Origin of the sequence: Gordonia sp. OPL2 (assembly GCF_003797825.1) — a bacterium.
Taxonomy (GTDB): domain Bacteria; phylum Actinomycetota; class Actinomycetes; order Mycobacteriales; family Mycobacteriaceae; genus Gordonia.
Genome location: NZ_RKME01000004.1, coordinates 1 through 13,179, shown reverse-complemented (window position 1 = coordinate 13,179; position 13,179 = coordinate 1). Strand labels below are relative to the sequence as shown.

At 68.4% G+C, this 13,179-nt stretch carries 14 protein-coding genes; 7 read left to right on the top strand and 7 right to left on the bottom strand.

Annotated features, from left to right (window positions below):
- Positions 1 to 198 precede the first annotated feature (198 nt).
- The 3 genes from EEB19_RS05790 (at position 199) to EEB19_RS05780 (ending at position 2,425) form a co-directional block, all read left to right on the top strand.
- Entirely contained in the window at positions 199 to 723 is a 525-nt protein-coding gene (locus EEB19_RS05790; RefSeq protein ID WP_187584097.1) for a peptidase, read from the top strand.
- A 114-nt stretch (positions 724 to 837) separates the two neighbouring features.
- Positions 838 to 1,554, top strand: coding sequence for a TMEM165/GDT1 family protein (locus EEB19_RS05785; RefSeq protein WP_187584095.1), 717 nt, complete (start codon positions 838 to 840; stop codon positions 1,552 to 1,554).
- Positions 1,555 to 1,663: 109 nt separating this feature from the next.
- Entirely contained in the window at positions 1,664 to 2,425 is a 762-nt protein-coding gene (locus tag EEB19_RS05780; RefSeq protein WP_187584093.1) for an SDR family NAD(P)-dependent oxidoreductase, read from the top strand.
- Here EEB19_RS05780 and EEB19_RS05775 read toward each other — a convergent pair whose 3' ends face one another.
- From EEB19_RS05775 to EEB19_RS05765, 3 genes are read right to left on the bottom strand one after another with little or no spacing between them, the layout of a single operon-like run.
- Positions 2,426 to 3,571, bottom strand: a complete 1,146-nt coding sequence (locus EEB19_RS05775) for an MAB_1171c family putative transporter (RefSeq protein ID WP_187584091.1) — start codon at positions 3,569 to 3,571, stop codon at positions 2,426 to 2,428.
- Between the two features lies 1 nt (position 3,572).
- Positions 3,573 to 4,082, bottom strand: a complete 510-nt coding sequence (locus EEB19_RS05770) for a hypothetical protein (RefSeq protein WP_187584089.1) — start codon at positions 4,080 to 4,082, stop codon at positions 3,573 to 3,575.
- 27 nt (positions 4,083 to 4,109) lie between these two features.
- On the bottom strand, positions 4,110 to 4,676 hold the full coding sequence (locus EEB19_RS05765) for a helix-turn-helix transcriptional regulator (protein WP_187584087.1): 567 nt from the start codon (positions 4,674 to 4,676) through the stop codon (positions 4,110 to 4,112).
- Positions 4,677 to 4,947: 271 nt separating this feature from the next.
- Here EEB19_RS05765 and EEB19_RS05760 point away from each other — a divergent pair, with 271 nt between their 5' ends.
- Positions 4,948 to 6,018 carry a hypothetical protein gene (locus EEB19_RS05760; RefSeq protein ID WP_187584085.1) on the top strand — a complete coding sequence of 357 codons (1,071 nt, stop codon included), beginning with the start codon at positions 4,948 to 4,950 and terminating at the stop codon, positions 6,016 to 6,018.
- A 58-nt stretch (positions 6,019 to 6,076) separates the two neighbouring features.
- Here the strand turns inward: EEB19_RS05760 and EEB19_RS05755 are convergent, their stop codons facing one another.
- Positions 6,077 to 7,741: a TM0106 family RecB-like putative nuclease gene (locus EEB19_RS05755; protein ID WP_187584083.1), complete on the bottom strand. Its 1,665-nt coding sequence runs from the start codon at positions 7,739 to 7,741 to the stop codon at positions 6,077 to 6,079.
- Between the two features lie 182 nt (positions 7,742 to 7,923).
- Here EEB19_RS05755 and EEB19_RS05750 point away from each other — a divergent pair, with 182 nt between their 5' ends.
- Positions 7,924 to 8,622, top strand: coding sequence for a DUF6474 family protein (locus EEB19_RS05750; RefSeq protein ID WP_187584081.1), 699 nt, complete (start codon positions 7,924 to 7,926; stop codon positions 8,620 to 8,622).
- Between the two features lie 25 nt (positions 8,623 to 8,647).
- Here EEB19_RS05750 and EEB19_RS26830 read toward each other — a convergent pair whose 3' ends face one another.
- Positions 8,648 to 9,301, bottom strand: coding sequence for a hypothetical protein (locus EEB19_RS26830; protein ID WP_262365465.1), 654 nt, complete (start codon positions 9,299 to 9,301; stop codon positions 8,648 to 8,650).
- A gap of 7 nt (positions 9,302 to 9,308) precedes the next feature.
- On the opposite strand from EEB19_RS26830, the gene EEB19_RS26825 reads away from it, so the two are divergent.
- Positions 9,309 to 9,470 carry a hypothetical protein gene (locus tag EEB19_RS26825; protein WP_262365464.1) on the top strand — a complete coding sequence of 54 codons (162 nt, stop codon included), beginning with the start codon at positions 9,309 to 9,311 and terminating at the stop codon, positions 9,468 to 9,470.
- A gap of 18 nt (positions 9,471 to 9,488) precedes the next feature.
- Here EEB19_RS26825 and EEB19_RS05740 read toward each other — a convergent pair whose 3' ends face one another.
- Positions 9,489 to 10,322 (bottom strand): alpha/beta fold hydrolase, encoded by an 834-nt coding sequence (locus tag EEB19_RS05740; protein ID WP_187584077.1) that lies wholly within the window; start codon positions 10,320 to 10,322, stop codon positions 9,489 to 9,491.
- 69 nt (positions 10,323 to 10,391) lie between these two features.
- Between EEB19_RS05740 and EEB19_RS05735 the strand changes: the two genes are divergently transcribed.
- Entirely contained in the window at positions 10,392 to 10,847 is a 456-nt protein-coding gene (locus tag EEB19_RS05735) for a YdeI/OmpD-associated family protein (protein WP_187584075.1), read from the top strand.
- 102 nt (positions 10,848 to 10,949) lie between these two features.
- Here EEB19_RS05735 and EEB19_RS05730 read toward each other — a convergent pair whose 3' ends face one another.
- Positions 10,950 to 13,028, bottom strand: a complete 2,079-nt coding sequence (locus EEB19_RS05730; RefSeq protein WP_187584073.1) for a glycosyltransferase family 39 protein — start codon at positions 13,026 to 13,028, stop codon at positions 10,950 to 10,952.
- Positions 13,029 to 13,179: the final 151 nt, after the last annotated feature.

The window sequence follows — 13,179 nt, the reverse complement described above, 5'->3', positions numbered from 1 at the left end:
TCTCACCTGATCCAGTGTGCCTGGTGGTGGCGGCGTGCTCGTGTCCCCCGGATGGGCCACTCCGTGTAAAAGAACCGTCACAAGACCCGTGTTCGAGTTGTCTGCGAGGCCGGTGGGGTGGATTCTTCTCAGACGGGGTGTCGTACACCACGACATCTCCAACTCCGGCGAAAGCCCTGCCGCAGAGGGGGACCAGCGATGACGACCTCCATACCGATCGGCCTCACGCCGTTCCATTTCGACGGGCATCTCAACGGCATCCTCATCTCCGGCCGCTGGCCGGAGTCCACCCTCGAGTGGACGCAGACCCTGGTCGCGTCGGTCCGCATCGCGTGCCGACCGGGCTTCCTGCCGACGACGACGATCTTCGGGGTGGTCGAGGAACGACCCGACGACGCCGAGGCCGACGCCGTGGGCATGATGGTCGCCGTCGGCAACGTCGTCGACGACAGTTTCGTCGAGGCCGGGCGATTCCTCAGCAACCCGCCGGCGCTGGTGATGCTGCATCCGCCGTCGCAGACCCGGCCATCGCTGCCGGAATGCTCACAGGTCGCCTCGGGCTGTGTGCTGCTGCCGGGACTGCCCGAACTCGGGCTCGAGCACCGAGCCGGATGGGCCGAGGCGGAGGCGGATGGGACCGTCGTCACATTGCGTAACCAAGTCGGTATAGATCCCAACGCCGACCCGGATACCGCCGTCCTCGCGATGCTGCTGGCCGCCTGACCTGCGACAGGAGATTCAGGGTCCCCTAACTTTTAGTTTTGTGCCTCCTACCTGCGGAAATACGGGCATGCAATCTGTTGCACAGCCATCTGCGGGCACCCTAACCTGGCTTTCGTGATTGCTGCCCTGCTCCTGAGCTTCGGCGTGATCTTCGTCGCCGAACTCGGCGACAAGTCGCAGCTGATGGCCATGACCTACGCCCTCCGGTACCGGTGGTGGGTCGTCCTGCTCGCGATCACCGTGGCCACCACCGCCGTACACGCGGTGTCGGTGTTCTTCGGTCACTTCCTCGGACTCTCCATCCCCGCCGACCTCATGTCGATCCTCGCCGGGATCGCGATGCTGATCTTCGGCCTGTGGACCCTGCGCGGCGATCATCTCGACGACGACGAGTCGAGCAAGGCCGAACGGGTCGGCGCATCCGTCTTCTTCGCGGTGATGTCGTCGTTCTTCCTCGCCGAACTGGGCGACAAGACAATGCTCGCGACCATCACGCTGTCCACCAACAACGACTGGCTCGGCGTGTGGATCGGGTCGACCGTGGGCATGGTCGCCGCCGACGCGCTCGCCATCGCGGTCGGCGCACTGTTGGGCAAGCATTTGCCCGAGCGGATGATCGCCCGGGGCGCCGCGATCCTGTTCTTCGGCTTCGCCGCATGGCTGCTGTGGGAGGGTCTGGCCGACGCCGGAACCGTCACGGTGATCGCCACCCTCAGCGCTGTCGTCGTCCTGCTCGGCATCGGCGCGGTCTACCTCCGCCACCTGCGGCGCACCGCCCTGACCTCGGCCGACGACGACTCCGACGAGGAGTCCCGAACGATCGCTCGGTGATTTCGGGGGTTGCGGTCGGCCGCCAACCGCGTCCTGTTTAGGGTGATTCGGTGACACCGATCGCGGCCGCCCCTCCCCGGCGGCCGGTGTACCCCGAAAGGACTCCCCCATGGACGTTTCCGGCTCATCCGTACTGGTCACCGGCGCAGCATCCGGCCTCGGCGCAGCAACGGCAGCGCGCTTCGCCGCCGCCGGCGCCCAGGTGTTCGGGCTCGACCTGCAGCCGTCCATCGACAAGGCGACCCCGACCGGCGGGGTGACCCTCCTGCCGGCCGATGTCACCAACGAGGTCGAGGTGAAGGCCGCGATCGACACCATCAGCGACGGCGGCGCACCCCTGCGGGCCGCGGTGAACTGCGCCGGCGTCGGATGGGCCGCACGCATCCTGGGCAAAGACGGGCCGCACGACCTGTCGCTGTTCCAGAAGATCATCAACATCAATCTCGTCGGCACGTTCAACGTAATGCGCCTGGCCGCCGCGCAGATGGCCACCGAGTCGACGGTTGACGACGACGGACAGCGCGGCGTCGTCATCAACACCGCGTCGGTCGCGGCCTTCGAGGGTCAGATCGGTCAGATCGCCTACGCCGCGTCGAAGGGCGGTGTGCACGCGATGACGATCTCGGCGGCGCGCGACCTCGCCCGCGTCGGCGTGCGCGTGTGCACCATCGCACCGGGCACCATCAAGACGCCCATGCTCGCAGGCGTGACGCCCGAGTTCCAGCAGACGCTGGCCGAGGCGATCCCGTTCCCGCAGCGACTCGGTGAGCCGGAGGAGTACGCCCAGCTGGCCGAGTTCATCGTCACGCACAACTACCTCAACGGCGAGACGATCCGCATGGACGGCGCCATCCGCATGGCGCCGCGCTGATCAGGAACTGCTCTCCGACAACGACTGCCGGGCGACGGCCGCCGACAGACGCAGCAGCGGTGCCGCGTCCTCCTCGAGTTGCCGACCGCCCGGCAGTACCTCGCGCACCGCGCCGCGGGCCTGCCCGGCGAGGGCGTGGTCCTCGGCTGCGGCCCAGAGCATGTCGGCACGGGCGTCGTCGTCGACGATCTCGAAATCCTCGGTGAGATAGGGACTCAGCTGAGTCAGGGCGTCCCGGATCTCGACGACCCGCCGATGCAGGAGCAGCGACGGTGCGGACGTCCTGGACGCACCGGCGGGCACCTCGTCTGTGGTGGACTCCCCCAGGGGCAGAACCACTTCCGGCACCGCGCCCGTCACGAGCGCCCACAGTGGCACCAGTGCCTCGGCATCGCGCCGGTGTCGTCGGCCGGAGGTGATGGTGTGCCATCGCGCATGCAGCATCGGGTAACTGATCCCGAGCAGAAAGCCGACGACACCGATGATCGAACACACCCGCGCCGCACCCAGCAACCACGGCAAGCTGATCACCTCGGCCGCGGAGCCGATCACGAACAGGATCTGCAGCACCGAGCTGAGCGCGAGAAACGCCAGTCCGCCCAACAACATCCCGAGCGAGGTCCGCAGATAGCCGTCGGCCATGGCGAGGAACCGTCGGATGCTGCGCACACAGGCGACGAATCCATAGGTGAGGTAGCCGGAGGCGATGAGCACGAAGATCGCGTACGCGACATTGCGAGCGGTCCACTCCGAGAGGTTCTCGGTGCGCAGGTCGATCGGGATGACGAGCATCGACACCTGTAGACCGATCAGCGCGACGATCAGCGGAACGGCCTCGATGCCCGCACGCCGCTCCCGGGAGGTCGAGCGGCCGGGGAAGAAGAAGACCACGATCAGACCCGCTACACCGACGGCCAGCAGCGCGTAGAAGAGGACACGTGCGGCGCCGGTGAACGCGACCTCGTCGAGCGCATCGGTCACGTCGTGGCCGGAGACGACGAACGCGAGGGTGAGCGCGGCGATCGCCACCGTCATCGCCACCGCCTGGAGTCCGCCGCCCTCGCGGCGGATCTGTTCGAGGCGCCAGCACAGCGCGGCGGCGAAGACGACCGCCGCGATTGCGTTGACCACACCGATCGCGATCACGTCAGAGCCATCCCTTGTGACCGCCGAGGACGCGCTGGATGCCGCGCAGGTCGGCGTTCTCGGGTGTGGAGCCGACGGTGTCGCGGGCCTCGGCGGCCCAGCTGAGGATCATCGACGCGAGCATCTCCGCCTCCCACTCCCGCTCGTCGGAGTAGCAGGTCCGCTTCAGTGCGGCATCGGAGTCGTCGTCGGACGGCGCCGACAACGCCGAGGCCGACACCTCACCGAGCATCTGGTGCCCGGCGATGAGATGGCCGAACTCGTGGATGACGATCTGGTCCTGGTGCAGCTTCGACGTGTTCGCCTGGTAGAAGAAGTAATCCGCATCCTCGGCCGCCAGCCACACACCGTTCGGCATCCCGGCCGGCAACGGATGGGCGATCAGACGGATGGGACGTCCACGGCGTTCGCCGTAGCGCCCGCAGAGTTGTGACACGTCGAGCGGCAGATCGAGGTCGAGGCCCCGGAGGGTGTCACGACACAGTGCCCGGAGCGCCCGTTGACGTCGCATGGATGACAGGGAGCTCCGGACCGGAAGTCAGTCGTTGACGATCGGTCCGCCGACGACCCGCAGGCGCGCATCCTCGGAGATCCCCGCCGCGATGATGTCCGGCGGATCCTTCGGGAGGCCCTGCTGCTCGCGCAGCACCTTGATGAGCTCGTTCACGACGGTGACCGAGTCGCTGGACAGTCCGGCGAGCCGGAAGGCGGCGAGCTGCACGTTGGTGTCGGCCTGCAGACGCATCAGGTCGATCTCGTCACGCGTGCGCTGCGCGGCACGATCTTCCAGGAAGTAGTGGACGTCCACACCGAACGCCGCGGCGATCCCCTCCACGGTGCGGAACGACGGCGACTTCGCCTTGCCGGATCGCAGCTGACTCAGATACGACTCGCCGAGCCGGAATCCCCGCTCGGTGGACCTGGCCGCGATGGCCTTGGCGCTGTATGCCCGACCGTTGGGTCCCGGCACCGTCCGGAACAGTTCCTCCAGGCGTCGAGCAAAGAGGCCTGGGTCCACTGTTTCGTGTTGCATGGCATCGACCGACCTCGTGTCGGTTCGACGCCCGCCGTCAACAGCAGGCATTTCCGTACCTTGTGAAGTCATTATTCTCCCCGGCAAATCCAAAGCTTGAACTTGCAAACATTAAAGACCTGCGTGCATCGTCGTTGCAACGCTCGGTACGATCAGAACGTACCTGACGGCCACCGCCCATGCGTATCACCTGTGCCAATGATGTAACGATTACCCATTGTGGCATTGTTCACACTCGATCGTAAATATCCTGCAGCGGCGCAAATCCGAGTTTACCTGAGCGTGAACAGTGGGCGACGATGCACCACGACCGTTCTCCTGCCTGTAACCCGAACGAGGTCCGATGACACACCGCACCCCCGAGCAGCCGCCGTCGCGCCGCCGCATGGGTGCGCTCGCCGCGCTGATCGCTGTGCTCGCGGTCGCGATTCTCGGTATCGGCGCAGGTGTGGCACTGTCCGCCCCGGATTCCTCCGACTCGTCGGGCAGCGGTGCGCACTCGGAGAGTTCGGGTTCCGGGAGCGACTCCGACTCCTCCGAGGGCGACTCCCACGAGCACTCCGGCAGTTGGGGACATCACGGGCACGGCGGCGGATGGCACGGGTCACCCGGCGGCTCCGGCGACGATGATGATGACGACGGCACCGGAGCAGCGGGCGGACCGTCGGGGACCGAGCCTTCCGGGACGACCGAGCCTTCCGGGACCACCGAGCCGTCGGGAACCACGGGACCATCGGGAACCACCGAGCCCTCCGGGACGACGGAACCGTCGGGCAGCACCGGGCCGTCGGAACCGTCCGGCAGCACGGAGCCGACGGAGAGCACACCGACCACCGAGACGACCGACACCACGGACACGTCGGTGACGGTGCCTCCGGCCGCTGGTGGCGGCGGCTCCGGCGGCGGCGTGGCATTTCCGCCGCGACCGCCGGGATTCACCTCGACCCCGCAGACTGGTGGCGCGATGCCCGGTAGCAGCGGCGACAACCCCTCGGTCGGCGGTCCGTCCGGTGGTGCGGCGACTCCGAACGCCCCGGTGCCCACCGTGCCGACCGCGGCCGCACCCGGGACCGGTGGCGGTCCGGCGGACGGGTCGTCGGCGACCGGGCCGGCAGGCAACGGCCAGGCAGGCGGGCAGTCCGGCGGTGGCGGCGCGTCGACCGGCGGCGGCGAGTCGAACCGTGCCGAGTCCACCGGTGCCGAGTCGAACAGTGCCGAGTCGAACAGTGCTCGCGTGGCGCAGGCCGCACAATCCGCACCGGCGGCCGCCCCCGTCGCCGACGACACGAGCCTGGTCTCCTCCACCCGTCGCATCCTCGTCGGGCTGGCCCCGGGAGGACTGCTGCTCCTCGGCGCGGTCGCCCTGCTGGGCAGCGGATCGTTCCTCGAAGCACTGCGTTCGTCGCGGCCCTGATCGGGGACGGGATCGAGCGGGCGCGCACCGATGGGGTGCGGGTGAAACCAGGTTGCGATCAACCGGGGTTGCGAAACTCCAGCACCTGATCTTTATGCGGGACATCATGTTTCGCCGACCCGTCGATCCATTCGCGGAGGACCTTGGTCGCGCGCACGTCGTCCTCGTTGTACTCCAGCAGGCGTCGGCGCTGTGACAGGTCCATCGGGGTGTCCCCCAGGCCGACGGCCTCGCGGTACCAATCCATGGAGGCCTCGCCGCTCGCCTCGGCGTCGCGCCAGCTGAACCCGGCCACCGGGGCGACCCGCTTGAGGCCTTTCCCGTTCGGGCACACGAAGTTCCGGCCGACGGCCTCGTAGATGTCCACCCACTCGTCGGACGCAATGAAGGCCTCGACCGAGGCGAGCGACGGGACACCTGCGATCCCCGCGAACCGTTTCGCCGATCCCAGCAGCCACCGATTCTCCGCCTGCTGCGAATAGCAATATGCGGCAAAGCTTTTCCCGGCCTCACGAGCGGCTTCGCGCTCGGCGCTCAGCCACGTCCAGAACTCACCGAACGACCGTCCCTCGTCCCGGGTCGGGAGCGGCTCCCACGTCACGAACGCGCGGTAGACGACGGGGCGTGAGGGGTCGGTGTTGTCGGTGAGCAACGTCCCCCACATATAGGCGCCGTGCTCGCCGTAGCTCTCCATGTCCACGTCGACCTCGACGTCGGCCCGGGTCACCGTCGGTTGCTCGAGCCGACGGATGAGCGGGGTGTCGGTCAGCCAGGCGATGGCGGTCAGCACCGCGTCGTCGAACGGCGCATTTCCCGGCCAGTCCGCCGGAGGATCACCGCGGTAGTGGGCCAACTGGTCGATGGTGGTGATCCCGGCGTCGTCGAGCACCACGCTCTGATTGCCCCCGACGACCAGGCTGACGTCGCGGCGCTCCTCGAGCTCCGGCCCACAGCGCACCCACCAGGGGCAGCTGCGGCACTCGCCGATCCGGCGTGGAGTGGTGGCGACACGTTGTTCGGCGATCGCGGTCCGCCGTTCGAAGATCTCCGCGTAGTCGTCGAGCAGCGGGGCCATCTCGTACACCACGATGCAGTCCGCATCGAGTCCGATGACACCGCCGCGCAGGGCCTGCGGATCGTCGGAGGCAGCCAGCCCGAGGTCGCGCAGCATCGCCGTGAGCTGCGCCAGCCGTAGCTGGTCCCGACGCTGGTTGCGGCCGTTACGCGACGGGTCGGGCTGCGGCGCCCAGGTCCAGACAGGACTCGTGAGCGTCGACGACCCGTTGCCGAGCGAGCCGTTGGGCGCTCGGACGGGTTTCGCCGGGTAGCTCACCCGGTGGTTGACGACGATGACCGGGACGTAGCCGTCGCCGTCACGGATGAGGAGTTCCGCGTGTCCTCTACGTCCGTGTTCGCGGTCGGTCGGCAGCGTCGCGTTCCAGATCCAGGCCGCACCCTCACGGCACGCGGCGAGCGTCGCCGCGACCCGCGTGGCGTGATCGGTGTCCGGCTCGACCAGCACGACCGTGCCGGTCGGCTGATCGCTATGTAGCCCCCGGATCATCTCCCGCACGCGGGCGCGGTGATCGGCGGCCGCGTCCTTGCGACGCTGCGCCTCAGGTGTGTCGGGTCGATTGCGCGCCTGGTCGGGATGCGAGTGATCGAGGGACAGCCGATGTTCGCAGCCCGCGAGGTCTCGCGGGTGCAACACGACTCTCGACACTCGCCATCCTTTCGCCAGACGCTGATCGACGTGCTTCGCCGTCGGCACGACAGCGACCGGTCAGCGCGGACCGCCCCTGTCGAGCCTATGTAATGCTTGTACCGATGCACTCACCGGTCGCACGGCGTTTCACGTCCGTGACCGGACATGCCCGAGACACCGCACAGGAGGTAGGTCCTCAGATGGGATTGTTCTCGTCGAACGGCAAGACCCGCGCTCAGCGCCGGGCCGAGGCCAAGGCGTTGAAGACCAAGGCCAAGTTGGAGGCCAAGCTCGAGGCGAAGACCGCGCGGAAGGACGAGAAGTCGCGTCGCCGTGACGAGCGCAAGTACCGCAAGAAGGAACTCAAGCAGGAACGCAAGACGCTGAAGGTCGCCGGCAAGGCGCAGGCGAAGGCGTCGAAGGCGGAGGCCAAGGCGATCGAGGCTCAGGCCAAGGCCGATGCCGACGCCAAACGGTTCAGCCCGGCCAGTGTGCGTCGCTATCTGATGGTCGCACGCCTGCTGTCGCCGGTGGTGGTACCGATCGCCTATCGCGCGGCCGTCGCCGCCCGCGGTCAGGTGACCGCCTTCCAGGCCAACCGGGCCGGCGTCGCCCCCGATGTGCTGCGGCAGTACTCCGGCCACGGCGCCACGTTGTCGGCGCGTATCAGCACCACCCGTGCGGCGCTGCAGAAAGTCGCCACCAAGGACACGACCGACGAGGGGTCCGCCTTCGTGACCGCGATGACGACCCGACTCGACAACCTCGCCATCGCCGTCGACACCGCCGAGGCCATGCCTCCCGGCCAGCGCAAGACGGCGCACCAGGCGGTCGAATCCGAACTCGCCGCGATCGACGCGGACATCCTCGCCCGTCTGGGTGTGCAGGCGGGACACTGAGATGAACCGGACACCGCGCACCGATTCATCGCGCAAGGGAGCGTGACGAGATGACCGGACCCGATCCGAGCGACGTCCCGTCCGGTACGGGCGTACCAGAACCCGAGAAGTCCGACGCCGCAACGCCGGTGGAGCCGCCTGCGGCGGACGAGCCCGCAGCAGACGAGCCCGCCAAGAAGGCCACTGCGAAAAAGGCTCCCGCGAAGAAGACCCAGGCGAAGAAAGCCCCGGCAAAGAAGGCTCCGGCGAAGAAGGCCGCTGCGAAGAAGGCCGCTGCGCCAAAGGCACCCGCGAAGAAGGCCGCTGCGAAGAAGGCACCTGCCACGACGGCGGCCGAAGAGAAAGCCCCGGCGACGGAAGCTCCGGTCGCGAAGCCCGCGCCCGAGAAAGCAACTCGGGCACAACCCGATCCCCCGGTGTCGACTCCTGAGGCATCGCAACCGGTGTCACCGGAGTCGTCGGCGTCCACGCCGTCCGCGCCCAAACCTCCTGCGCCGAAACCTCCTGCGCCCAAACCTCCTGCGCCGAAACCTTCTGCGCCGAAACCTGCCGCATCCACACCCTCCGCGCCCCGGTCGGCATCCTCGAAGCCTCCGGTGAAGAAGAAGGCGTCGACCGGGCCCTCCGGCCCGGCGTCGACCGCGCCGAGCGCGCCGCCGTCGCGTCCGTCCCCGGCCATCGTCGACGTGGTTGCCGAATCAGACGCTCAGCGAGCGACGTTCGCGCAATTACGGGCGGGCGCACCAACCGAGCTGCCGACGGCGAACCGCACGCTACCGCTCGCGGCCGCGGGTGCACTCGGAATCCTGGTGCTGCTCATCGCGATCCTGCGTCGTCGGCGACGCTGATCGGGCCGGCCTCACCGCTCAGGCGTTGACCCGGTCCAGGATCGCCGACGCGACGTCGGCGGGACGGCTCTCCGGCAACCAGTGGTCGGCGTCGCGGAGGATGCGGAACTCGTAGGGCGCGTCGACGTATCGCGACGTCATCTTCGCCGCCGCCCGGCCGAGCGCGAAATCGCCGTCGCTCCACACGTATGTGGTGGGCACGGTAATGTGTCCGACCTGATCGTCCCGGGTCCAGAACGGCATCCCGCGATACCAGTTCAACGCCCCCGGCAACGCACCGGAGGCGACGATGTCGTCGTGCAGGCGGCCGGCGAACGGTTCGGGCAGGCCCATCCGCTCGCCGCCCGTGGACGTCCGAAAGAACCTGGACAGGAACAACTCCGGGAGCTTGGGCAGATTGAAGACGAACATGTACCAGGACCGCAGGACCTGACCGCGCGGCATGGCCTTGATGAACGCGGCCGGGTGCGGCACCGAGAATGTGGTCAGCGTGCGGACCCGATCGGGATGCTTCGCGGCGACGGCCCACGCCGCGATGCCACCCCAGTCGTGACCCACGAGGTCGACCGAGTCCACGCCGAGCTCGTCGATCAGGGCGACCACGTCGTCGGCGATCAGACCGATCCGGTAGTCCCGTCGCGCTGCGGGACGGGCACGCGGCGAGTACCCGCGCATGTCGGGTGCGAGTGTGCGGCGGCCGTTCTCGTGCAACAGCGGTGTCACGAGGTCCCACGCCGTCGCACGTTGCGGGAAGCCGTGGAGGAGGATCGTCGGCGGGCCGTCGAGCGGGCCGCCGTCGACGACGTCGAAGACAAGCGGTCCATGACTGAATTCGGAGATGCGTCCGGTCATGAGGGGAATCTTGTCAGAGATCGGAAACAACCCGCGATTCCACGGGGTCGCGGCGATAGGATTCCCCGCATGACCGGTGAACGACTCCGCCTGACCGTGGTTCTGGAGAAGCGCGGCCCGGCGGCGGCCATCGTGCTGACCGATGATCAGGTCGCGGCCCTCGGCGCTCCGACCAAGACACCCCCGGTCCGCTTCACGATCGGCTCTCAGACCGTTGCGGGCCGGATCGGACGTATGGGTGGCGAGAACCTCCTGGGACTGAACAAGAGCGTTCGCGGGCAACTCGGCGTCGAGGCCGGCGATACCGTCGACGTCATCATCGAAGCCGATCTTGCACCGCGGGAGGTCACGCTGCCACCCGAGCTCGCACGCGTTCTCGACGCTGATCCGAGCCTGCGTGCCGCGTTCGACGCCCTGGCCCCGTCCCGCCGTAAGGAGCACGCGCGCTCGGTCGCCGATGCCAAGCAGGAGAAGACGCGCGAACGACGGGTCGCCTCGATTGTCGATTCACTGAAGGCCGGCTGATCGCCGAATTCTGCGCGACCCATCGATCGCGTCGAGAGGCACCCGACGACGAGAGCCGTCCGCCCCGATGGGGTGGACGGCTCTCGCGGTCGGCGCCACGTGTCAGCTCAGCTTGTAGACCGTGGTCCCCCCGACGGTGGTTGGGGTGTAGTTCTGCGCGACCCAGGTGGCGATCTCGGAGTTGCCGCCGGGACCTCCCTGGCCGCCGCCGATGTAGTAGGCGATCTTGCCTGCCTTCACGTAGTCGATGAACTGCTGCAGCGTCGGGGCGGGGTCGCCGCTCCAACCGCCGATGGCCATCACCGCGGTGCCGGTGGCGATCTCGATCCCGGCCGCCGACTGCGACCCGTTGGTGGCCGCCGACCACGTGGTCGTCGTCGACGACAGCAGGTTCACCAGTTCGGTGTTCGACGAGATGTCACCCATGCCGCCCGGACCTCCGCCACCGCGTCGGCCGTCCTGCTGGGTCTGGCCCTGCGGGGTCTGGCCTTGCTGCGTCTGGCCCTGGCTCGTCGTCGACGATGACCCCGAACCTGCCGAACCGGTCGTGTTTCCACCGGGTCCACCTGTGCCGCCGGGCATTCCACCGCCGGGACCACCCATACCGCCACTCTCCATGGAGGTCTGGACCGCGGTCGGGATGGACCCGCTGTGCGGTGTCGCGGCCGTGGCGATGGCGAACCCGACGCTGCCTCCGGCGCCGGCGAGCGCGCCGATGATGACCGCACCGGCCACCGCCTTACGCCACGCCATCACGCTGCCGACCAGCAGGACCAGTACGCTCACCACCGTCGCCGCACCGATGAGCCAGCGGCACCACTGCGGACCGAAGTCGTTGCGGCTCAGGAGCACCACGGACCACCATCCGGCGAGTGCGATCATCCCCGACAAGGCGAGCCGCCCGTCCCAGTGATCGCGACGTCGCCATGCGAACACTCCGCCCATGCCGACCAGTGCGCCGATCGCCGGCGCCAGCGCGACCGTGTAGTACGGGTGGATGGTGCCGCTCATGTAGCTGAAGATCAGTCCGGTGACGACCAGCCAACCACCCCATGCGACGACTGCACCGCCCTCGACGCGGGAGAGTCCGTTGCTGAAGCGGAAGATCGGGAAACTGCGCAGTCCGAGGTAGACGGCGAAGACCAGCGCGAGGAGCGCGACGGGGAGGAGCCACGAGATCCCGTTGCCCATCTCCGAGCCGAACAGACGGTTGAGTCCGGTCGAGCCGCCGAACGATCCGCCGGCCTGACCACCACCCGGGCCGCCTCCGCCGCCGGATCCGTTGCCACCGCTGATGCGTCCGACACCGTTGTATCCCCACACGAGATCCATGAAGGTGTTGTTCGTCGATCCACCGATGTAGGGACGCGCGGACGCCGGGGTCAGGATGGTCGCGACGACGAACCAGCCGGCCGAGACGATCAACGCGACCGTCGCACCGATGAGGTGGCCGATGCGCTTGAGCCAGCCGTTGTCGGCGAAGAGCAGGTAGGCCAGGCCGAATGCCGGCAGCACCAGCAGACCCTGCAGCATCTTGGTGAGGAATGCGAATCCGAGTGCGACGCCGACGAGGGCTAGCCACCGTCCGGAGTTCGTCCCGATCGCGCGGATCAGCGCATAACCGGCCGCGACCATCAACAGCACCAGCAGCGCGTCCGGGTTGTTGAACCGGAACATCAGCGCGGCGGCCGGGGTGAACGCGAGGACGGCGCCCGCGATCAGACCGGCGGCGGTGCCGTGCCGCGGGTCGGCGAAGGTGCGGCGCATCGCGCAGTACAGCAGGGCCACCGCCGCGACGCCCATCAGCGCCTGCGGAACGAGGACCGCCCAGCTGTTCATGCCGAACAGACGCACCGACAGGCCGGTCACCCACAGCGACGCCGGCGGCTTGTCGACGGTGATGAAGTTCGACGAGTCGAGCGCACCGAAGAACCAGGCCTTCCAACTCTGCGACCCGGCCTGCGCTGCCGCGGCGTAGAAGGTGTTCGCGTACCCGCTCGACGACAGATTCCACAGATAGAGCACCGCCGTCGTCGCGAGCAGGCCCGCGAGGGCGAACGGACTCCACCGCGCGGATCGGTGGGGGGTCGGTCGGTCGGCACCGCGCCGGCCACGGCGACCGGTCGGTGGCGGCGGCTCGCCGGGCACGTGTGCGTCCCGGTGGTCCAGCACTGCGGTCATGGGTCCTCCTGTATCGGATGTGATGACCCCACAGTGCTGTGGTGGGCTCCTGCGCGGCTGGACACCGGCTGGGAGAACCCTGTGAGCGGTGGCGCGCGGCGCCTATCCGGGGATCACACCAGGGCCAGCACCCGCGCGGGCCCGCCCGTCC

Coding starts and splice junctions, on each gene's coding strand:
- EEB19_RS05740 (WP_187584077.1), bottom strand. CDS start 10,322: ATGACCGGACGCATCTCCGAATTCAGTCATGGACCGCTTGTCTTCGAC.
- EEB19_RS05750 (WP_187584081.1), top strand. CDS start 7,924: ATGGGATTGTTCTCGTCGAACGGCAAGACCCGCGCTCAGCGCCGGGCC.
- EEB19_RS05770 (WP_187584089.1), bottom strand. CDS start 4,082: ATGCGACGTCAACGGGCGCTCCGGGCACTGTGTCGTGACACCCTCCGG.
- EEB19_RS05780 (WP_187584093.1), top strand. CDS start 1,664: ATGGACGTTTCCGGCTCATCCGTACTGGTCACCGGCGCAGCATCCGGC.
- EEB19_RS05730 (WP_187584073.1), bottom strand. CDS start 13,028: ATGACCGCAGTGCTGGACCACCGGGACGCACACGTGCCCGGCGAGCCG.
- EEB19_RS05765 (WP_187584087.1), bottom strand. CDS start 4,676: ATGACTTCACAAGGTACGGAAATGCCTGCTGTTGACGGCGGGCGTCGA.
- EEB19_RS26830 (WP_262365465.1), bottom strand. CDS start 9,301: ATGGCCGGGGACGGACGCGACGGCGGCGCGCTCGGCGCGGTCGACGCC.
- EEB19_RS05790 (WP_187584097.1), top strand. CDS start 199: ATGACGACCTCCATACCGATCGGCCTCACGCCGTTCCATTTCGACGGG.
- EEB19_RS05760 (WP_187584085.1), top strand. CDS start 4,948: ATGACACACCGCACCCCCGAGCAGCCGCCGTCGCGCCGCCGCATGGGT.
- EEB19_RS05735 (WP_187584075.1), top strand. CDS start 10,392: ATGACCGGTGAACGACTCCGCCTGACCGTGGTTCTGGAGAAGCGCGGC.